Below are 18,475 nucleotides of genomic sequence, written 5' to 3'. Positions count from 1 at the left end.
TGTACGCGAGTTGCAGATTGGGTCAACTCGCACGTCGACGACGGGAGTCTAGGGTGCTTACTGTGCCGCGGATATCGTTGCGCTCCTGTGCAATCGACTCCTCGAGTTCGGTGATCCTCGTATGCAAGGCGGCCAGGAGTGCTTCGGCACCCACGTCCCGATGACTTCCCCATCGAAGCAGCGCCAGTTCGTGTTCGTAGGCGGCTTGTCGTTCCTCCGCGCGCTTAATCAGCTGGTATGCGCCGATGCGTTGTGGTCCAGCGGCCATCGCCAGTAGTACCGGTAGAAAGTTGATCAGGGTAAAGAGACCGAGTAGCGCGTAGCTGGTCCACCTGATGCCAGCGTCGGCCTCGATCAGTCTGCTGAGAGCCGTCAGCCGAACGAAGAGTCCGTCCATGTCTTCAGCCGCGCTAGTCTTCATCGCCACCGCTCGTGCCCGTGCCTCTTCGGATTCTCTCAGCCGTTCGTCAGCAGCTCTGACCTCTTCTTCGGCGAAAGCCAGCTCCCGGGCGAGGCTCTCCCGTAGTTCAGGAGGGGGAGGCCCGGGCACCGGACTGTTGTACGTGATTCTGATTTGGTCCCGGACCTTGTTGAGGGCGAGCACGGCGTTGTCGCGCGCTTCCTTGGCGGAGGCGACCGGGCCGCTGGTTTCCTGTTGAGTCGCGGCGATGCTCTCAACGCGCATCCGCGCAAGCTCGGCGGCTATCTCCTGTTCGAATACAGGTAATTGGAGTGGGGTCGACACAGTCAGCGACAGCATGAGGGAGAGTACGACCTGCGGGACGAGCGCCGAAATCCGGCGGGTGAGGCCCGAGAGTTCCTGCTTGCCGATCGTGAGCGCGACGACAGTCCACCGCTCGACAGCGAGGAAGACGGCACCCACAAGGAACCCAACTACTAGCCCGACTGTTCGCGACATGCCGGTCAGGCTCACTGTGACCATCACCGAGAGCCCGATGACCATCGCACTCAGGATCAGGGCTGTGCCCAGCATGATGAAGCGGGACCGGCTGGCGGGAAGGTCCCGCAACAGGTCAGGGTCAGCGCCTGCCAGCGTGCACAAGCGGTCACCCCAAGTGCGGTGGCCTGGTGCGACGGCGGCGGCCGGCGGCCGGTCGTCGACCAATTCCACTGGAGCGACGTCGTGGTCGTCATCGGGCTTCTCGGGCGGGGGTTCGTAGCGGGTGTCGCCGTCGACTCGTGCCGCCCGTGCCTTGCGAAGTAGGTTCGCGTTCGCTCCGTACCTAGCCAGCATCGCCGTGTACCGCGCGGAGATGCCGTCGGCGGGCGCGGGGGCGGCGCGGTGGCCAGTGTTCTCAGGAGGCATGGTTGCGCCATCCTCGCGGCGGCGGCCCCAGGTGTTTGATCTGGGTCGCGGTGTTGGACATGATTCGCCGCATCGGACTTCCCGACATCTGCAGGGGTTTGAACGGTCCCGTCACCACGATGCAGCCGGTCAGACGGCCCGCGCTGTACTGCGGGTTGGCGACGATCGCCTCGACGCGGTCGGAGGACATGAGCTCGTCCCAGTCGAGGCCGTACCGATGGTCGGACGGCTGGTCCTCCCAATCGCGCGGTCGAGACTGTTCCCAGCGTTCGACGAACTGCCGCCATGACTCCGTGACCAGCATCCGCTCCTGCACAGCCAATCCCGGAACGCCTTTGCCGATGTCGTAGGAGGTGGGCATGTCGTTGGGAGGCACACCTGCCAACATGCCTCCCACCTTGGTCAGACGTCGGCGCCACCTGAACCCGCTCAGCCGGTAGTGGTATACGCCCACCTCGTCCCACCGCACCCCGAACTCATCCACGAGTTCGCCTATCGTCGCGCTCAAGGACGCCCGCAACTGCAGCTCGTACTCGCGGGCTCGAGCAGCCTTGGCGATGTAGTCGACGGTGAACACGGCATCGTGGAGCAGGAACGCAGCGATGAGGAACACACTGCAGTACAACACCAGCGACAGGTCGTCCCACGTCGCCTTGCTCGGCAAGTTCAACTGCGCCAATGTCACCGCACTGACAGCAAGCATGCTCAGGGCGGCCCGCGTCAGCCGGAGGACGATCACCACGGCATTGTGGGGCAAGTGGGCATGGTGGAGCGCGGGTGGCCGAAAAAACATTGAACATCTGGGTCGAGTGACGTCTTCTCGTGAAACCGAAGATCCTTCAGCTCGCCCTCGTCTGTGGGCCGATGACTGGCACCACGGACTTTCAAGTAGGCGGTGAACAGCCGCGAGGGGTGCCGAGCGGGATGAAAGTCGGCGCGGGTTCGCTCGTGAGGGATAAACAGAACGGCAGGCTGGCACCATCGAAGTAGTTGACGGCGGCGACGTTGACGATGAGGCTGCAGGTGGTGCGCTAATGGCCTCGGCGACGGTTTAGCTGTGTCCAGGGAGATCTGCGCCGCGGTCAGGACGCTTGGTGGCTCAGGCAGCGAGGGTCTCCAGACGCCCTGGTCGCCGATGTGAGGTGGAGGATGTCGGCGGAGGCGGGATGGGGAGCGCCGGAGCTGTGGCGTGTCCGTGTCTTAGGCCAAAATGACCGCGCTACCACCGCGTCGCTGGTCGTCGGGCAGGTTGATGGTCTTCCCGGTGAAACTTTCACACCCTTGTACACCCGCACCCGGATTTAGCCGTTGACCTCGGTGATCGTCCCCATGTTCCCGTGTAGCTCACGGACCCGGCCGCCATCTCACCGATCTCTCAAGATGGCTGGAAGCGACTCGCGCAGACCCGGCACTCAACGACGAAAGCCGACCTGACCTGCGCATTCAGCGCCTGTCGAGATCGGCTTCGCGTGATGTGCCCCCGGCCTGGTTCCGACAGCATCCGCACGGGAGTTGTCTCGTCGTGAGCTGCGGGTTTCGGCGACTGTTGAGTTGGTTCGTCGGCGTCGGGCTCGCGGGGGGTAGGCCTGTGGGGTGGCTGCGTGTGGGTCACTCGTCGTGGTTGCTCATCGGTAGCGCGCATCTGGGCGGGGCCAGGGTGAGCGGTAGGCGAGGCCTGTGGTGAGTTCGTGGAAATCTTGGTGTAGCGCGATGAGCCGGGTGAGCGGGTCGCGGTAGTAGTTCACGTCTTCCGCCAGTATGGACCTTGGATCTTGTGGTGGAACGTGGGTGCTTGTGCTTCGAAAGTTTCGCCAGACGTGGTGGTTTGCCGCCTGTATGTAGTCGTAGTGGTGTGGTTCATGACCGGGGAACCACAGGTACACGATATGGTTCCATGCTTGGTTGCAGAGACTTTCTGTGTGTGCCCAGCCTGCAATGTCTACTTGGGGTGGCCGTTCGGTGGCCTCTTTGAAGCGTCGTAGCTCTAGGGTGGCTAAGGTGATGATGTAGAGCAGGCATAGTTCGCTGCTGTAGTGATCGTAACTGGGTACCCGGAAGGTATTTCTGCCGTAGATGGTGCGCGTGGTGTCCGTGAGCGGGTGGGTGAACATGCTGAGGAATCGATAGTGCACGTCTAGTTGCTTTAGTCCGGCTTCGTCGTAGAATCCGTTGGAAAGCAAGTTTTCTTTGATGCTCCGCCAGGTTAGGTAGGTGCGGTAGATCAGCTCGTTTTCTTCCGCGTGAGTGCGCGCACTATCTGCGTCACTTAGTCCATCATTGAACCATTGCTGGATGCTGGGCGGCCCGAGGTTTGGCTGGTACTGGTTAAGTAGGAAGTAGTAGATGCTGATGATGTAGTCGTCGGAGTCTGAGCGCAGCCCTTCGAAGGTGATCGTGACTCGGCCCTTCTTTGTGCGAGTCCATCCGATCACGTGCGGCCACTGGCCAGTGGCGCGGCGCTCTTGCCACTGAGCCCAGGTTGCCTCGTCTACCTGGTCGATCAGTTGGACGTATCGTTGGCCCAGAAATGCCAGATAGTCCACGGATACGTGCTCAAGGGCGGTGCGCAACGTGGCAAAGGCCGGGCCGTAGAGATCTTGCTTAGTCAACGTCAGACCCGCGTCGAGATAATTGGCTAGACTTTTGGCGCGGTTAGCGAAGTCTGTGTGTTGGGCATGTGAGGTATCGTTCCGATGCATCAGCCTTGGTTGCAGGCCTGATAGCTCGTCGATCATTTGATATGCAAAGTGCAGTAATGCTGCGTGTTCGGTTGTTCCCGGCCAGCTCAAGGTTATCTCTCGTTGTCCACGTGGAGGCGCTGCACAGCCTTAGTGAGTTTGGCAAGGTTGTTGTTGATGTCTTTGAGTCGGCTGGATGGTTCTGTGGAGCTGTTTGCCCAGACTCGCGCCCGAACTGGAATAGTGTCAAGATCGAAAGTATCTTCGTAGCGGTGGATGTGGTCGGGTCCGAACCGCCGTTTTATCGAAGGCCCGTCGTAGGAGATGGTCACGCGCAGCTCGTCGGGCAAGCCTTCTGCGTTGACAACCTCGTCACCGGTGAAATCTGGAGTGAAGTAGAGGGTATCTAGTTCAGCACCAGGGGCTAGAACGCTGATGGGCTTTGCGAATTTGCGAATTAGTGTTGCGCGTACGCCGAAGTTGCTATCTTCGGGTTCGATGCTTGGGGTGAACTCTACCCGGACGTTGCGCGCGACCGTTTGACCGTGATTCTTAACGCAAAATAGGAGGGTCCGGTCTGAGTACTGGTGGAGGCGGAACTCTGCGGCCAAGACCGGCCGGCTTTTCTCCGTGCGGTCGCGGTCGGCGTTGGCGAGGGTGCGCCGCCCGTTGTAGGCAGCCCACACCGCCGACAACGCTGCGACACAGGCCGCACCCGCGGCCACCCACTGAGGCTCCAATGACTCGCACCCTTCAGGTTCGGTGACTCGGCGATCGCCGGGTCTGGGGCCGGGTAGGGGAGGAGTAAGACTACCCCCAGGGGCCTCGGGTTCCGACAGCCTCACGCGCGCGGAGAGGGGGCTGGTGCCCCCCGCGCGGTGCGGTGGCCGCGGGGCGTCCAGTCTGGGGCAGGGGGTGGGATACTGCGCTGCATGGCGCGCGTGGACCTTGTGATGGCTGACCTCAGTGATAAGTACGATGATGTCTGGACCAGCGTCGCGCCCGCGTTCAAGCGGGTATACGAGAGGGAAGACTCTCGGATGCGGACGATGCTTGCCTCATTTCATGAACGCTTGAACACGCTGTTTGCGTTCATGAACGAAAAGAATCGCGTCAATAAGCATTACAACGCTGAGGACAGTCGCCAGCTACTGGATCTAATCATTGAGATGGACGAGGCGCGCGAAACACTCAAGAGTGTAGGCCTAGATTTTACGCTTGTACCGACCTATCAGGCAGTGCTCGATCAGTGCCAAGAATTCCTTGTCCGCTCTGGTGGTAGCACAATCCCCGACGACTTCCCAATAATCACCGTCGAACGCTACGAACCGGTCTTCATCACCACCGATTCAGCGATGGCTAGCCGCGCAAGCACAGGAAAGCGGTTCGACCTCCAACTGGTTGGTGAAGGCTCGTATGCGGTTGTACACAAGTTCTTCGACGATGAAGCAGGCTTGTGGTTTGCCCGCAAGAAAGCCAAGAGCGGGCTCACAGCGAAGGACTTAGAGCGTTTCAGGAACGAGTACAAAGTCCTCAAATCGTTGAACTTTCCCTACATCGTCCAAGCCTACCGCTACGATAAGGCGGCCGAGTGCTACACGATGGAGTACTGCCACTCGATCCTTGACGCATTCATCACAAAGCACAATGCAAGCTTGGGGTTCTCCACGCGCAAGCGCATAGCTCTCCAACTTCTCTACGCACTGAACCACCTGCACAGCAAGCAGATTCTGCACCGCGATATCAGCAAGCGCAACATTCTGCTCAAAGAATACGAGCACCCCGCGGTCATGGTCAAACTCTCCGACTTTGGTCTTTACAAAGACCCGCGTTCAGAGTTGACCCACACAGGGTCATCGATGAAGGGAACGATCATCGATCCCACCTTGGGCCGGTTCAAAGACTTCGACACCCTCGCCGAGATCTACGCCATCGGCCACGTATTGTCGTTCATCTTCACCGGTCGAAAGTCCATCAACGCCGCGCCCGAGAAAATCCAGGCAATCATCAGCCGATGCACCCACACCGACACCAGGACCAAACGCTACCCATCGATAGGGGCCGTGATTACCGACATTGACAAACTCACCCCTGCCGACTGGAAACCCACAAAACATCGTCGCTAGATCGACGTAGGTCGGGTTTGGTTTGTGGTTTCCCGTGTAGGTGCGCGCTGGGGCAGACATCTACACGGGCTGAGATCAATCTACTGCTGGGCCTTCCGGTCGGGGGTTGCGTGGGTGAGGAAACTGGTCCAGGCTTGGGGGGTTATGGTGCAGTGTGGGCCGCGGTTTTTGGTGTCTTGTATCCAAGTGTGGGTTGGGGTGAAGGCGACTTCGATGCAGCCGCTGCTGCCGTTGTCGCCTGAGCGGCTAGATTTGATCCATTTCTGGGGTGTCACAGGTGTTCTCCATCTGATTCATCAGGTGCGCGATGAGTTCTAGGGAGGAGCTAGGGCTCATCGCGGCGCGGCGGACATTGGTGGCCGCCAGCATGTAATGCCGTACGTCTTTACGGTCGGTCAGTGTCGTGGCTGAGCGATAGTGCTCTAGGTAGACCGCTGGGTCGATCTCGTTGAACTCCAGGAGAATGAAGGAGCCTTCGAGGGCTTCGTGGTAGCCCTGGGTCAGGGGCAGGACTTGGATAGTGACGGTCTCTAGGCGGCTTAACTGGATCAGTTGACGTAGCTGGGCGATAGCGATGCTGGGTCGGCAAAACGGATACCGCAGCGGCGCCTCTCCGATAATCGCGGTGTACTCCAGAGCGCTGTTTCTGGTCAGAATTTCGCGGCGTGACATGCGAAAGTCCGCGCGCTCTTCGGCTTCTTCACGGGTTCGCCCGCTTGCCATCATGAACGCGATGGCGTAGTCCCTGGTTTGCAAGGGTCCCGGGATCATTAACGGCTGAACGTCCACGATGTGTGTCGCGCGTGCTTCGTACTCGTGCAGCATGGCAAGCCCCTGGCCAACGCCTGGCGAGAGCCAGTTGCGGGCTGCGCTCTCGCGCATGAGCTTGCGAATATGCGAGCGCTCGGCACCGGTTGCTTCTAGCGCGTCCAGGAGAGCGTCGATGTCGCGCTCATGGGGGGCGAGTTTGCCGCTTTCCCATCGGGAGATCTCGCTGTGGCTGCGTTTGCCTAGCAGGGTGGACAGCTCGACTTGGGTCAGGTTTCGATGTGCCCGCAGATCACGTAGGGCAATACCTAGCTCTATCGATCGCAATGTTTCGGGCATGGTCGAAATGTTAATAGGCCGAGCGTTGGTTTCTATCACCCATATGGGTGATTGCCAGAAATGTTAAAACACATCACGATAATGTGCAGTAACAAAACAGGTAGTTATCACGCGAACACTAACTGTGCTGCTCCCGATCCGATATCGGGAGACGGTCCCACCGCGGACTCGTTTCTGATTCCGATACCGCGGTGCCGATCACAGGTCGGGGGTAGGGCGTGGGAGGAACCAAACGCCCTACCACGGGCACAACCCCTACGAGGCGGAAAGAAAGCTCATGAACGATAGTGTCACTGTCACTGCCCTTGTTAGCCTTCATCCCGGATGTCGAGTCAATGCAATCACTACCGAGGACGGCCAACTAGAACTCGACATCAACCCCGGCGGAATGCTCAACCCCACGGCCCTGAATCTCCTAGTGCACCCCGCCATCGGATTACCCCTGTGGGAGGCGCTGGGCACTTGGCTTCACTGCCCAACGCCTCACCAGGCCGGTACCAGCCACACTGTCCCCGTCGGCTAGCCCGTCCTTTATCAGCGCGCCCTAGAATCCACCCCCGAACTAGGGCGCACTGCTCCAAATGCCGTAGCCACAATGTGGGCGCTAGTGGATCTGACCGTACTTTGGTCGTGTGGATTCTCGGAAGCGGTTATCTCGACGGTTGATGCGGACACGGTTGGCGTTGTTATCGGTCGTTGCTGTTGCGATAGGTCTGGGGTTGTTGGTCCTCGCGCAGATCCCGGCGGTGGCCGGGTTTCGCTACCTTCCGGTGGAAGACATCGGCAGTAGCCTGTTTGAGATCGGTCTGGTGACGTTGGCCTTGCAGTGGTTCTTTACCGAGGACATGCTTTTGCAGATCCGTTCCGCGGTGGCTGATGGGTTCGCGTTCGATCCTGAAGATCTGCACCGGGTGGCTTCGGATGAGGTGATGGACCGCAACGCCGAAAACACCCTGGGCAAACGCCTAGGCGATGTGGAGCTGGCGCGCGAGGCGTATCAGGATCTGTTGGCGCAAACAGCGCACGCCTCTGAGTTGCGCTATGACACACGAGTGTCGATCACCCTGACCCCGTGGGAAGGCGGACCAGCGACCGGGGCGGGATCGATGTTTGTCGCCGGGATCAGGTGGGAGTACACGGTGAGGAAACCACGAACCGGGCTAGCCCGGTTCGCCTGCGTCAGGGACGCAGGCGCGTTCCGATCAGCGCTGGGTGATCCCACCTACACCGACGTGTGGATGATCAACACGGATACAGGGCTCGATGCCAGGGACCAGGCAGTGTTTTCCCTAGAGGACTACAGCGTCAACGGGCAGAGAATGCCGATTAAGCGCAGCGTCGAGAGTTTCGGGCAAGTCTTCACCGTCGATGCCTCCACCACCGGCACCGGCACCGGCAGAAGCGACGGGGAGCCTACGCGGATCGCCTACACCTACCGCACCCTCGTTCCCCAGCACAGCCACATCCTCTTCCTTAACGCCCGCACCCCGACTCGGGGGCTGCGGATGCAGGTATCCCACCATCGGGCCGGGATCGCTACGGCAGCGATTGTGGATTTCCTCGCCACCGCCAACCACCCCTTGATCTACTACAGCCCAGCCACGCTACCCACTCAAACAGCGACCCTGGACTTCGACAAATGGGTCTGGCCCAAAGCAGGACTAGCGCTCGTATGGACCCTGGACCGCGAATACACCACCCCAAATCCCACCAGGTAGAAGCCAGAGCACCCCACGCCCAGCTCCCGCTCACAGGGGTGCCCTGGCTTCTCGCTTGCTGCGGTCGGTGCTACTTCTTGACCGGCGTTGAACCACCGCCACCGGTGCCGCCCCCGCCGCCGGTGGTTCCGCCCGTGCGCTGCACAACCATCACCGCTACCTCCTGCTGGTTGACCTGCGAACCCTCGCCCGTCCAGGTCGGCGGGCAGCAATCAGAGTAGTACGCATGGTCATGCAACGGATAGTCATGGGACGTTTCGTCTCTGGACTGTCGGTCATGGGACGTATGAGCTATGACCCGTGCCTGCTGGACCACTCTCAGATGCGACCGCGGCCTTTGGGGCGCGGGTGCGTGCTCGCCGCCAGGAGTTGGGCGAGAGCCAAGAGAAGTTGGCGGACCGCTCGGGGTTGCACTGGTCCTTTCTGGGTCAAGTCGAGCGCGGTACCCGCAACGTGACCTTGCACAGCATCCTGCGCATTGCCGAAGCCCTGCGCCTTGATCCGGCGGTGTTGGTGGGGGGCTTGCGGGCACCTCAAGCCGACGTCGACGCCGACTAACAGGCACTGCCGCGGTCACCGGCGCCGGTCTGTCCTCTGTGTCTAGTTGTCGTCCACAACGGACGTTGCGCTACCGCTTCGTTTGTTCCGGGTTGGTGAGGTCGTGGTAGACCTCGATGAGGTCTCGGGCTTCGGGTACGTCCCGGCCGGCGACGGCGTTGACGACTTCCCCAGCACGCCAGTGGTTGGAGGGCACCACGCGCCCGGAGGCAATCGCCTTGGTGGCATGAGCGCACGCTTCATCGAGCCTGCCGGTCGCCACTAGGGCGAGCGCCAAGTCCAGGTGGGCGGAAGCCACTCGTCTGGGCCAGCGGGCAGCATCGGGGCCTGGCTGTAGCCGGGTGATGATCTCGCGGGCGTGGGTTTCGGCGGCGGGGTCACCGGCCCAGGCCAGGGTGGTCGCGGTGTAGGCGATGGCTTTGGTGGGGTCGTAGCGGTAGTGATGCTCGGGGGCATTCGGCACCGGAAGTGGAGCCACAAGCCGTTGGACCTTACTGATGGCCTTGACCGCTCCTGCCCGGTCCCCGAGCCGAGCGGCGGCGCGGCCTTGCTGGGCGGTGGCCTGGATCGCTACCGAGGTTCCGCGGGGGGCGTGATGCTCTGCGGCCTTGGAGAGTTCCAAGGCTTTGGCGTGGTGTCCGTCGGTGAGGACGCGCCAGGCTTCGGTCTCGTAGCACCAGGCGGTGATCTCCGGGCGGCTGGCGTGCTTGGCAAGACTCGCAGCCGTAGTCAGGTGCGCGCCCGCCGCCCTGGGGTGTTGCAGGTCAATGTGGACAGTGGCCGCGAGCAGTGAGAGCCACCCGCCCAATGTGATCAGGCGTTGGTGTTCGGCCAAGGTGGCGCGTCCATCCATCAAGGACAGCGCATACCCGAGGTATTGACGCACCCGGATCAACAACTCCGTGGGTGGGCTCACGGGGTAGGCCATCGCCAACTCGTCGAACACCGCTTCGAGCCGATCGAGCACCGCCCCAGAAACGTCACTAGCTGCGACCCGGCGGGCAAGATCGAAGGCGAGCATCAGATCGGTGTCGTCTTCCACCCCCACCACCGGCCAGCTAGAAGTTCCGCTGCCGTTGGCGGGGGTGCGCCAGGCGTCAGCCTGCGCCCTCGCGCGCGCCAGCTCCCCCGCCTGGGCATCCCCATGACAGGCAGCAACCGCGGCACGCAGCTGCCCAAACGCCGCCACCAACGCCCCACCAGCACTCACGGCTGTGTCCGCACTAGCCCACCACTCCGCGCTGCTAGGGCCACGGCCCCGTTCTGCGTGCGCGAGGGTCGAGCGATCACAAAACAGGACCGCCGCGAGGTCGGCCTGGGTGAGCCCTGCGGCGCGCCGGAATGTGGCTAGGCGTTGGCCTAGCTCGCGGCGCTGGCTGGTCAGCGCGTCCGGTTCCCTGCCCATCCAGGCTCAGCCCCTCCGCGACGTGGGTGCGGGCATGTGACCACCAGCGTAACCGCCCACCGGTCACCGGCTGTGGCCTCTTGTGTGACAACCACAGCCACCCTCGTGCCCACACCAGCCCGTCCCCCGCACGGTGAACCCCCAGGCCAAACACGAGAGGGGTTCACCCGTGGCTGTTGTGCTGCTCACCGCCGCTGCTGGGGCAATCACCACCACCCGCCTGTGCCTGCGCCTGTGGGGCTGGTCGCGGTGAACCCCCACCAGCTCACCCCCACCACCAGCAGCGCCAGCGGCGGTAGTGGTTTCAGCAGCGGCAACGCAGACGCCCGCGACGGAAGCAGCGAAAGCGCAAGCGAGTGGGTCTTTGACCTGGGGTTGGTGGCGGAGTTGTCCACCGCGAACCGCCACATCAGCGACATGATCTTCCGTTGCCTCGATGCCGAGGCCGGGCGCAAACCCCCACCCTCGATCGAGGCTGAGCACGAGCTGGCACTGGCCCTGGCGCGCTTGGCGCGGCGGATCGAACACCGCGCCTACCAGCGCACCAACCCACACGGCCACCAGCTCCCGCTAGTGATCCAGCAACCCACCAGCCCCGGCTAGGCGGTGCTGCTGGTGGATCTCGTCCTGGTTGCGTTCATCACGGCCCCCATCCTGGTTGCGGCGCTCGTGGCGCTGGTGTGGTGGTTGATCGCTGACCTGCGGCGCGAGCGTCGACGAACAAGGGTCGCCCTCGCGGCAGCGGCAGCTCGCCGCGCCAGGCGGCCTCGGCCGCGCTCCTACACCCACGCCGTTCTCTACAGCCATAACCCCGACCTGCTGACCCATCAGCGCCCGCACTGGCCCACCCGCGACCCCGATGCTGATGACCGGTAAGGGGTTGGCGATGCGGAAGCGGGGCGTGGGGCGTTGTGGGTTAGTACGGTAACCAAGGGCCGTCACTGTCGGCCTGAGACGACGCACATGGGGGACATGTGAGCGGGATTGACCAGGTCCGAGCAGCCGTTACGGCTGCGAACGAGATGACCGGGCAAGCTATCGCGAGCTTCGCCGCCACCAAAGACGAACTCGACCAGCTCACAGGGGAGTTGGCGGGGTTGGTGCGCTCGTCTTCGCGCCCGGAAGGCGAAGCCGCGGTCGCTCGGCTGCGTCACGCCATCGAACTGCTCGGCCACGCCCACGGGCACGCGGTAGCGGCACACGAGCACGCCGCCGGGTTCTGCGCCACCACCTAACCCAGGGGGAGAGGTTTCGTTGTGGGTGGGCTCGAAGAAACCCTCAATCAACTCCGCAGCGTCCTGGCCCGCACGGAGGGACTTCAACAGCGCATCCTCACCGCGATCACCAGCCTTGACACCGCTCAAACCCAGATCGCCGCAGCCACGGTTGGAAGCAGCAACCCTTACGCGCCCGCGACGTTACAGGCGCTCCAGGCTGGGAAGGAAACCGCTGCGGAGGCGTTCACCGCTGTTGGTGGGGCGGGCGAGGTGTTGGGCGCCTACATCACCCACATCGGCGCACCCACCACCGGCACCACGCCACCAGCCACGGCCACGACACCCAGGGCGGGAACCACCGGCGCGCCAGCAGGCACAGCGCCTGGTGGGCTCAGCCCGCGGGAGTATGCCCTTGGCTACGATCCAGCCACCCAAAAACACCGGCCCACCGAAACCCAAACCGCCCGACGCATCGAACACGCCACCGGAGTCCGCTTGACCCGCTCCCCACACCCGAAAGGACCAGACTGGATCGACCACACAGGCAAAACCTACGACGCAGTCGGCAACTTCCCCGCCAAGTTCTTTGACCGCCAATGGGAACAAGTCAAAATCCGTATCCTCGACCACCTCGACAAAGCCGACTGTGTGCCCGTCGATGTCTCTCAATTCACTCCCGAGCAGCGCGCGCAAGTTCGTGCGTTCATCGCCCCGCTTGGCCCTAGAGTGTTCACCGTAGGAGAATAAATGTCTGGCGATATTTGGATCACCCACCAAGACCGATTCCCCACCAGCAACACCCTCTACCACGTCGTGCTCGACTTCCTCATCGACCACGCACCCGACCCAGGCACCCGCAGCGCGCTCGAAGAAATCCGCGACCACAACCTCGGCCTCATCGACACCAGCGAGTTTGATTCGCCAGCGCGCGAGCACATCCTCGGGCTGCTCGCCCACCAGCTCGTCCCCCACGCCCACGCTCACCTCCCCACCGACATGCACGAACGCGACCAAGCCATCACCGAACTCCAAAAGCTCGCTGACATCGCCAAGTCGCACCTTTAGGCGCAGCGCCTCACCTTGGTAGCCCATCAACTCAAGCCACGCCGTTACGACAGGTAGCGGTATCGTGGGATGTTTCCTGTTCGAGGGAACCTTATTCCTGTAGTGGCTTGGTCACGCTACGGTGACCCTTGACCTGGTGGTGCAACAGGACGAGGGGGCACGCTCGGTTGAGCGCACCCGAACTACTCACAACTGTCGTAGTCGTGGCGGTGTGCTGGTGGGCACAGCGACGAGCTGCCCGCCGCCGTCGAAGAACCAGTCCCACTACCCGCGACCGACGCGCCAAGAGCCGTCTGAGTGCCCTGTTGGTCGCCGCCGCTGTTCTGGCGCTCTCGGCCGGGTTGGGGGCTCCTGCCGTCGCGCAAACCGGGGCCTGCGCTGTAGCTCCCGAGCCCCAACGCCCCGGTGCCGGGATCGTGGGGGCACTCGATGAGCCAGACGGGCATGGGGAGCCAGGGAGCATCTACGCCGCCTACGGCTATGCCGGGCTCATCTGGCATGACTACACCGGTGATTGCTTGTCCTTCGGGATTGACACCGGCATCGGCAACACCCTCCTCAACACCGCCAAACTCATCATCGGCGCGACCAACGGCTTGTACTACACCATCACTGAAGGCGGTCTCCTGGCTGGGGTCAACGCGGGTATCGCCGACGCCGCCCAAGACGTCTTCGACAACATCTACGGCCAGTTCTTTGGCCTAGCCGCCCTACTCCTGGCAGTGTCGATGTTCCGGCACATCTGGCGCGGCAACCTCGCCACCACCGCCCACAAAGGCACCCTAGCCCTCGCCGCGATGATGCTCGCCGCCACCGGAGTCGCCGCCGCAGCGAGCTTCCCCGCTATCGACCGGGCGATCACCACCGCCACCAACGCCTTCTTGCTCGGGTTCGCTGAGCCTGAACACCACCCGGTAGCCCGCCACGAACTTCCGACACGGCTGCACACTGAGGTGATCTACCACAACTGGCTCCGCGGCACCCTCGGAGACCCAGAACAAACACCAGCCACCGACTACGGCCCCAAGGTGCTGGCCGCCCAAGCCTACAGCGCCGAGGAAATCAACACCGGCGCCGACACCGACCCAGCCCCCCGAGAAGCCAAGCAAGCCCAATACGAACAGATCGCCGAAGAACTAGGCACCACCACGGACACCTTCACCGGTGACGCCGGTTCGCGAACCGGTATCGGAGTCCTCGCCCTCCTCCACGCATTGGCGTTCGCGCTCTTTCAACTCCTGGCCGCGGTCGCGATCGCGTTCGCCCACCTCGCCCTACGACTCCTCGTGGTCGGCGCACCAGTGATTGGGGTCGTGGCGGTGTTCAAACCCGACATTCTACCCCGCATCGGTCGCGCCATCGGCGCAACCGCCTTCACCATCTTCCTCTTGGCAATCCTCGCAGGAATCCACCACCGCGTACTCGGCTACCTCACCCAAGCAGACCTCGACCTACTCCCCGAGATCATTATAGTTGCTCTCTTGAGCTGGGCAGGGTTCTACTGCGGCAAACCCATCCAACGAACAGCCCAAATACCCGGCACACTGCGACTACAAACCGTTGAAGGGCCACTAGAAACCGCAGGTGAAAACCATCAGCCTAGCAGAACTCTTCGTGCGCGCGCCGACCGCCTCAAGGACCGACTTCTCCCAGCGGCACAAGCCAACACTACACTTGAACGGCCGGAAGGACAGGCTTATTGGCAACTACCGCCCACGAATGGTGCAGATGGAGATCAGCCGCCCCCAATCCCCTCTCGAAAGATGCGTTATATCCCGGAATCTACTTGGCGGCATATCCTTTACGGTGACCCTCACTACCTTGAGGATCGACTTCCATCAGGCTACCATCGACGACCCGACGGCAAAGATCACCCTAACTGGCTAACTACAGATATTAGCAGACCCAACAAGAAGGGCGTATATCAAGGCAGAGTCTATCGACGAGAGCTAGACCGCAGCAACTGGAAAATGAAGGAGAACACTGGCAGGGAGAACACCTTCTTTCCCGACGATTGGTCAGAAGACCAGATAAAACATGCAGTAACAACTGCTTACCATAAGGGAAAGCTGGGCAAACCCAAGAAAAACAAACATGGCAAGTGGCGAGGGAAGTGGAAAGGAAGGTACAGAGGAATCGAGATTGCAGGGTACTACGATGCCGAGACCGGTGCGCTGATGACCGCCTGGCCGTGCTATGGCACCAAGAAGAGTGGTTTGCAGGTCCAACAGAAGAGGCGAAGGAGTTAGCATGTCGATCCCGCTGTCGTCGGGTATCAGCTTCGAAGAGGACGAGTACGGGACAGCTCACAACGCTGCATCAGACAGCGCGGAAGACTTTATCGGGGACTGGCTGCTCGATGATGTCCAAGGGAACACCGAGTACCTTGTGTTTCTGGTTGACCTCTTTCAGCAGTTCCGAAAGGAGCACGCGCGCGAGCCTTACATAGCTCGCGGGAATGCTTGGCGCGTGGAGATCGCCCCTGACGCTGTTGAGTTCTACAACATGTACACCGAACTCGCGTGCACCGTACTGCCAGAGTTCGCTCTCAGTGTGATGCGCACCTACTGGCACTACTTTGAGAACCCTGAAGTCTTTGAAGATCCTACCTTTACCGAGGAGATCAACAACTTTCGCGAGAAGTACGGTCGCGACCCCGAGATCCCGTGGTAGCGCTTCCTACCAGGTCCATTGGTATCCGATTGCTGATTGTTGTACGTAGGGTACAAATCGGTGGACGGTCCCGGCCTGATCGAGAGTGATGGGGACTTGCTGGATGGGGTTGGGGTCGGTGTAGCTGTCCCAAATGCAAAAGTGCACGCTTGCGGGGGTTTGTGTGGGGTGGAATTGGACGGCGATGTCGACGTTTTCGTAGCGTAGAGTGAATGCGCGGCGCACTTCTCGTGGCCGATAACCGGTCTTATAGTGGGCGCGGTATTGCAGGGCGGCTGTTTGCCCTTTGCGAAGTGGCTGATCGAGCCGAATCTTGTAGAGAGTGCGGTTGTGTTCGTCGTCCTCGTACACTTGGTCGATCTGGCCGCCAGCGATCAACTCAAAGCGGTCTAGGATTCGATAGTTGGAGTAGGTGTAGTAGTTGAGGTTGTCTTCGCGCGCTGCGATAACGCGAAGAATCGAATCGTGGATTAAGCATCGGTTAGCGTCGATGGTGTAGCGCTCGAACATGCTCACTGTGTGGTGTCCGCTGGGGAAGATCTGCGGGAGTGTCGCGGGTAATGTTCCGGTGATGCCTTCCGGGTAGTGCATGGTTCCTCCTGCGAATGTGGACCACAGCATGTGCTCATGGTCTTCAGTCATGGCAAACGCGCGGATAAACCAGGTGATTGTTTCCGCGGTGAGTTTTTCGCCCGCGAGCGCTCGGCGCACCCGGTCGCGCAGGCTTCGCGCGAGGTCGGTGTCTGTGTCAGGTCGTTCTCCTGAGTCCCACAGGTAGTGGGCGATGACTTGGGCAACACCAGACCGGCTGAGATCACGAACCCGCTCCCGCTTCACGTGCACCTGCCAGGCGCGGCGGTATGCGGGTTCGGTGGTGAGCAGGTCGCGCAGAAGGCGAGCTGTGGCCCGAACTATGCCCGAGTGATCCTCACTCACCGGTTGTGACCTCCCTGTCTGACTGGTGCGCCGTAGCTGCGCCATTGACCTGGTCTCCTACGGTCAGCGTCACCGTACCGTCACGAACTGTCACCTCGGGAGGGGTCGTGTCCATCAATGACCTGTGGTCGCTGTTGCTGCCGCTGGTGGCTGTGTTCGCCTTTGCTGCCGGGGCGATCGCAGCTCACCAGGTGGGCCAGGCGTTGACCAAGCGCCGGGACCGGGACCGGGCGCGTGAGCGCGCGGTGTTGAACGCGATCTGGGCGCGCCTGGGGCGGGACTTCGGAATCGACCGCGCGACCTGGCTCGCTGCCCACCGCAGGCGGTCGGAGATTTCCCAGCGCCCGGCTGCCAAGCGCTGACCTCTTGGGGTTCTCCCTTCGCCTGCCCTCCGCGCGGTGGTTGGTCTGGGTGGGCGAATGGGGGAACGCTGTGTGTGGCCCTTGGGTCGTATCGGGGGAGGTCTTTACGATGACAAGCCACGATCACCACACCCCGCATGATCCCAGCAATGGGCGTGCGGGTACCGCGGGCGCCGATGATTGGTTTCTGTCCTGGCGGGCAGTGCAGCGCATTGAGGCGCTTAGGCGCGATTTGAGCGTGGTTGCCGACGTGTTGCGCCGGGAGTATCCACGACCGCCTTAAGCGAAGCCACCATCTGCTCTAGCTCATCGAGGCGCTGATGGACCTCGGTGAGCATCACCATTGCATCACCGCGCTGGTGTACCGGGGTGGAGGCGACCACGAACGTGCCTCGCCCGCTGGCACCGGCTACAAACCCTTCATCCCGCAGCAGCCCAACAGCGCGTTGGGCAGTGGCTTGGGAGGTGCCATAAGTGTCCGCGAGGATCTTGTGGGAAGGCACTAGTGACCCAAGGGCGAGCTGGCCGCTGGTGATCTTTTCGCGCAGGATCTCGGCCAGGAGAACATACTCCGGTCGTACGTCTCCGATCTCTCTGTCCATACCCACGATGCTAGATCTGATGTGGTTGATGAGGTCGATGTCATCGCTGGTATTACTCCGATCGAGGTACCCACAACACGCTTGCGTGCCTTTACCGTTGAACCATGGAAAACCACACCACTAACAGGAAGGGGAACCCACCATCACACGATCACCACACCCACACCCCCAGCCCCCTTCCCCACACCCAAGAACCCTGGCGCGAGTTCCAACAGCGCCTCTATCACCTGGCTGATCTCGCCGACGACCTCCCCGACTTCGTCTCAGGTCGTATACAGGCGTGGTTGTATTGGGAAATCCTGCGCGAAACCCTCATCATCGCCCGCACCGCCACCGAGTACGCCTGGCACGCAGAGCTAGCCAAACTCACCCAAGCTGACACGCCTCTGTTTGCGCCCTTTCGGGCGGGGCGGGTGCGTGATGAACACTGAAACCCCCACCACCCCACACCCACCAGCGGCGGCGGCATCGGCTCCTTTCCGACTCCCACCACAGCCACCGCGGCCTAGCCCGCGTTCACACCCGAACGTGTTCCCTACTGCGCGCCCTGGCATCGGACACCGCGAACGGCTGCGCGTGGCTGATCGCCTACCTCACCGGGCTCGGGGAGGATCTACGCACCTGGTACGCCCTGTTCTGGACAGACGCAGTGACCACCCTCTGTCGTGGCTTGGACTGCTGGCACCAGCACACCTGGCCCA

General features: G+C 61.8%; 21 protein-coding genes and 1 pseudogene. 12 read left to right on the top strand and 10 right to left on the bottom strand.

All coding sequences use genetic code 11. The features are described 5' to 3' along the window. Nucleotides 1-22: 22 nt before the first annotated feature. The 4 genes from Actkin_RS26065 to Actkin_RS26050 form a co-directional block, all read right to left on the bottom strand. A complete protein-coding gene (locus Actkin_RS26065) occupies nucleotides 23-1,327 on the bottom strand; it encodes a DUF4407 domain-containing protein (RefSeq protein WP_258904594.1) in 1,305 nt (434 codons plus the stop codon). Next, a complete protein-coding gene (locus tag Actkin_RS26060) occupies nucleotides 1,317-2,066 on the bottom strand; it encodes a hypothetical protein (protein WP_258904593.1) in 750 nt (249 codons plus the stop codon). The genes Actkin_RS26065 and Actkin_RS26060 overlap by 11 nt, the downstream gene beginning before the upstream one ends. 886 nt (nucleotides 2,067-2,952) lie before the next feature. Continuing rightward, nucleotides 2,953-4,062 carry a hypothetical protein gene (locus Actkin_RS26055; RefSeq protein WP_258904592.1) on the bottom strand — a complete coding sequence of 370 codons (1,110 nt, stop codon included), beginning with the start codon at nucleotides 4,060-4,062 and terminating at the stop codon, nucleotides 2,953-2,955. Nucleotides 4,063-4,118: 56 nt separating this feature from the next. Next, complete coding sequence (locus Actkin_RS26050; RefSeq protein WP_258904591.1) at nucleotides 4,119-4,730, bottom strand: DUF8453 domain-containing protein; 612 nt, start codon at nucleotides 4,728-4,730, stop codon at nucleotides 4,119-4,121. A 207-nt stretch (nucleotides 4,731-4,937) separates the two neighbouring features. Here Actkin_RS26050 and Actkin_RS26045 point away from each other — a divergent pair, with 207 nt between their 5' ends. After that, nucleotides 4,938-6,131: a protein kinase family protein gene (locus Actkin_RS26045; protein ID WP_258904590.1), complete on the top strand. Its 1,194-nt coding sequence runs from the start codon at nucleotides 4,938-4,940 to the stop codon at nucleotides 6,129-6,131. An 80-nt stretch (nucleotides 6,132-6,211) separates the two neighbouring features. Here Actkin_RS26045 and Actkin_RS26040 read toward each other — a convergent pair whose 3' ends face one another. Both Actkin_RS26040 and Actkin_RS26035 read right to left on the bottom strand, forming a co-directional pair. Then, nucleotides 6,212-6,406, bottom strand: coding sequence for a DUF397 domain-containing protein (locus Actkin_RS26040; protein WP_258904589.1), 195 nt, complete (start codon nucleotides 6,404-6,406; stop codon nucleotides 6,212-6,214). Continuing rightward, nucleotides 6,378-7,238 (bottom strand): helix-turn-helix domain-containing protein, encoded by an 861-nt coding sequence (locus Actkin_RS26035; protein ID WP_258904588.1) that lies wholly within the window; start codon nucleotides 7,236-7,238, stop codon nucleotides 6,378-6,380. Before Actkin_RS26035 ends, Actkin_RS26040 begins: the two co-directional genes overlap by 29 nt. A 632-nt stretch (nucleotides 7,239-7,870) precedes the next feature. On the opposite strand from Actkin_RS26035, the gene Actkin_RS26030 reads away from it, so the two are divergent. Together Actkin_RS26030 and Actkin_RS26025 are read left to right on the top strand one after the other, a co-directional pair. Beyond that, nucleotides 7,871-8,956, top strand: a complete 1,086-nt coding sequence (locus Actkin_RS26030) for a hypothetical protein (RefSeq protein WP_258904587.1) — start codon at nucleotides 7,871-7,873, stop codon at nucleotides 8,954-8,956. A gap of 300 nt (nucleotides 8,957-9,256) precedes the next feature. Continuing rightward, nucleotides 9,257-9,514, top strand: coding sequence for a helix-turn-helix domain-containing protein (locus tag Actkin_RS26025; protein ID WP_258904585.1), 258 nt, complete (start codon nucleotides 9,257-9,259; stop codon nucleotides 9,512-9,514). Nucleotides 9,515-9,584: 70 nt separating this feature from the next. Here Actkin_RS26025 and Actkin_RS26020 read toward each other — a convergent pair whose 3' ends face one another. Both Actkin_RS26020 and Actkin_RS26015 read right to left on the bottom strand, forming a co-directional pair. After that, nucleotides 9,585-10,556 carry an NsdA family TPR-like regulatory protein gene (locus Actkin_RS26020; RefSeq protein WP_258907993.1) on the bottom strand — a complete coding sequence of 324 codons (972 nt, stop codon included), beginning with the start codon at nucleotides 10,554-10,556 and terminating at the stop codon, nucleotides 9,585-9,587. A 195-nt stretch (nucleotides 10,557-10,751) separates the two neighbouring features. Then, nucleotides 10,752-10,919, bottom strand: a pseudogene (locus Actkin_RS26015) (helix-turn-helix transcriptional regulator); the annotation flags it as partial. A gap of 234 nt (nucleotides 10,920-11,153) precedes the next feature. Here Actkin_RS26015 and Actkin_RS26010 point away from each other — a divergent pair. The 7 genes from Actkin_RS26010 (at nucleotide 11,154) to Actkin_RS25980 (ending at nucleotide 15,874) form a co-directional block, all read left to right on the top strand. Then, nucleotides 11,154-11,522: a hypothetical protein gene (locus tag Actkin_RS26010; protein WP_258904583.1), complete on the top strand. Its 369-nt coding sequence runs from the start codon at nucleotides 11,154-11,156 to the stop codon at nucleotides 11,520-11,522. 12 nt (nucleotides 11,523-11,534) lie between these two features. Next, nucleotides 11,535-11,795, top strand: a complete 261-nt coding sequence (locus Actkin_RS26005) for a hypothetical protein (protein ID WP_258904581.1) — start codon at nucleotides 11,535-11,537, stop codon at nucleotides 11,793-11,795. A 98-nt stretch (nucleotides 11,796-11,893) separates the two neighbouring features. Further along, entirely contained in the window at nucleotides 11,894-12,154 is a 261-nt protein-coding gene (locus Actkin_RS26000) for a hypothetical protein (RefSeq protein WP_258904580.1), read from the top strand. Nucleotides 12,155-12,175: 21 nt separating this feature from the next. Further along, nucleotides 12,176-12,883, top strand: coding sequence for a hypothetical protein (locus Actkin_RS25995; protein ID WP_258904579.1), 708 nt, complete (start codon nucleotides 12,176-12,178; stop codon nucleotides 12,881-12,883). Beyond that, a complete protein-coding gene (locus Actkin_RS25990; RefSeq protein WP_258904578.1) occupies nucleotides 12,884-13,201 on the top strand; it encodes a hypothetical protein in 318 nt (105 codons plus the stop codon). A gap of 416 nt (nucleotides 13,202-13,617) precedes the next feature. Beyond that, complete coding sequence (locus Actkin_RS25985) at nucleotides 13,618-15,450, top strand: EndoU domain-containing protein (protein ID WP_258904577.1); 1,833 nt, start codon at nucleotides 13,618-13,620, stop codon at nucleotides 15,448-15,450. Nucleotide 15,451: 1 nt separating this feature from the next. Continuing rightward, entirely contained in the window at nucleotides 15,452-15,874 is a 423-nt protein-coding gene (locus Actkin_RS25980) for a hypothetical protein (RefSeq protein ID WP_258904576.1), read from the top strand. Between the two features lie 6 nt (nucleotides 15,875-15,880). Here the strand turns inward: Actkin_RS25980 and Actkin_RS25975 are convergent, their stop codons facing one another. Further along, complete coding sequence (locus tag Actkin_RS25975; RefSeq protein ID WP_258904575.1) at nucleotides 15,881-16,810, bottom strand: hypothetical protein; 930 nt, start codon at nucleotides 16,808-16,810, stop codon at nucleotides 15,881-15,883. 107 nt (nucleotides 16,811-16,917) lie between these two features. Here Actkin_RS25975 and Actkin_RS25970 point away from each other — a divergent pair, with 107 nt between their 5' ends. Then, a complete protein-coding gene (locus Actkin_RS25970; RefSeq protein ID WP_258904574.1) occupies nucleotides 16,918-17,172 on the top strand; it encodes a hypothetical protein in 255 nt (84 codons plus the stop codon). A 221-nt stretch (nucleotides 17,173-17,393) separates the two neighbouring features. Here the strand turns inward: Actkin_RS25970 and Actkin_RS25965 are convergent, their stop codons facing one another. Further along, entirely contained in the window at nucleotides 17,394-17,774 is a 381-nt protein-coding gene (locus Actkin_RS25965; RefSeq protein ID WP_258904573.1) for a GntR family transcriptional regulator, read from the bottom strand. Nucleotides 17,775-17,878: 104 nt separating this feature from the next. On the opposite strand from Actkin_RS25965, the gene Actkin_RS25960 reads away from it, so the two are divergent. After that, a complete protein-coding gene (locus Actkin_RS25960; protein WP_258904572.1) occupies nucleotides 17,879-18,205 on the top strand; it encodes a hypothetical protein in 327 nt (108 codons plus the stop codon). The last annotated feature ends 270 nt before the right edge of the window (nucleotides 18,206-18,475 follow it).

The sequence above is a fragment of the Actinokineospora sp. UTMC 2448 genome, assembly GCF_024760565.1.
Classification (GTDB): Bacteria; Actinomycetota; Actinomycetes; order Mycobacteriales; family Pseudonocardiaceae; genus Actinokineospora; species Actinokineospora fastidiosa.
Note: the sequence above shows the minus strand (reverse complement) of the source record. Positions and strands in the feature narration are given on the sequence as shown.

Coding starts and splice junctions, on each gene's coding strand:
- Actkin_RS26065 (WP_258904594.1), bottom strand. CDS start 1,327: ATGCCTCCTGAGAACACTGGCCACCGCGCCGCCCCCGCGCCCGCCGAC.
- Actkin_RS26055 (WP_258904592.1), bottom strand. CDS start 4,062: ATGATCGACGAGCTATCAGGCCTGCAACCAAGGCTGATGCATCGGAAC.
- Actkin_RS26045 (WP_258904590.1), top strand. CDS start 4,938: ATGGCGCGCGTGGACCTTGTGATGGCTGACCTCAGTGATAAGTACGAT.
- Actkin_RS26035 (WP_258904588.1), bottom strand. CDS start 7,238: ATGCCCGAAACATTGCGATCGATAGAGCTAGGTATTGCCCTACGTGAT.
- Actkin_RS25990 (WP_258904578.1), top strand. CDS start 12,884: ATGTCTGGCGATATTTGGATCACCCACCAAGACCGATTCCCCACCAGC.
- Actkin_RS25980 (WP_258904576.1), top strand. CDS start 15,452: ATGTCGATCCCGCTGTCGTCGGGTATCAGCTTCGAAGAGGACGAGTAC.
- Actkin_RS25965 (WP_258904573.1), bottom strand. CDS start 17,774: ATGGACAGAGAGATCGGAGACGTACGACCGGAGTATGTTCTCCTGGCC.
- Actkin_RS25960 (WP_258904572.1), top strand. CDS start 17,879: ATGGAAAACCACACCACTAACAGGAAGGGGAACCCACCATCACACGAT.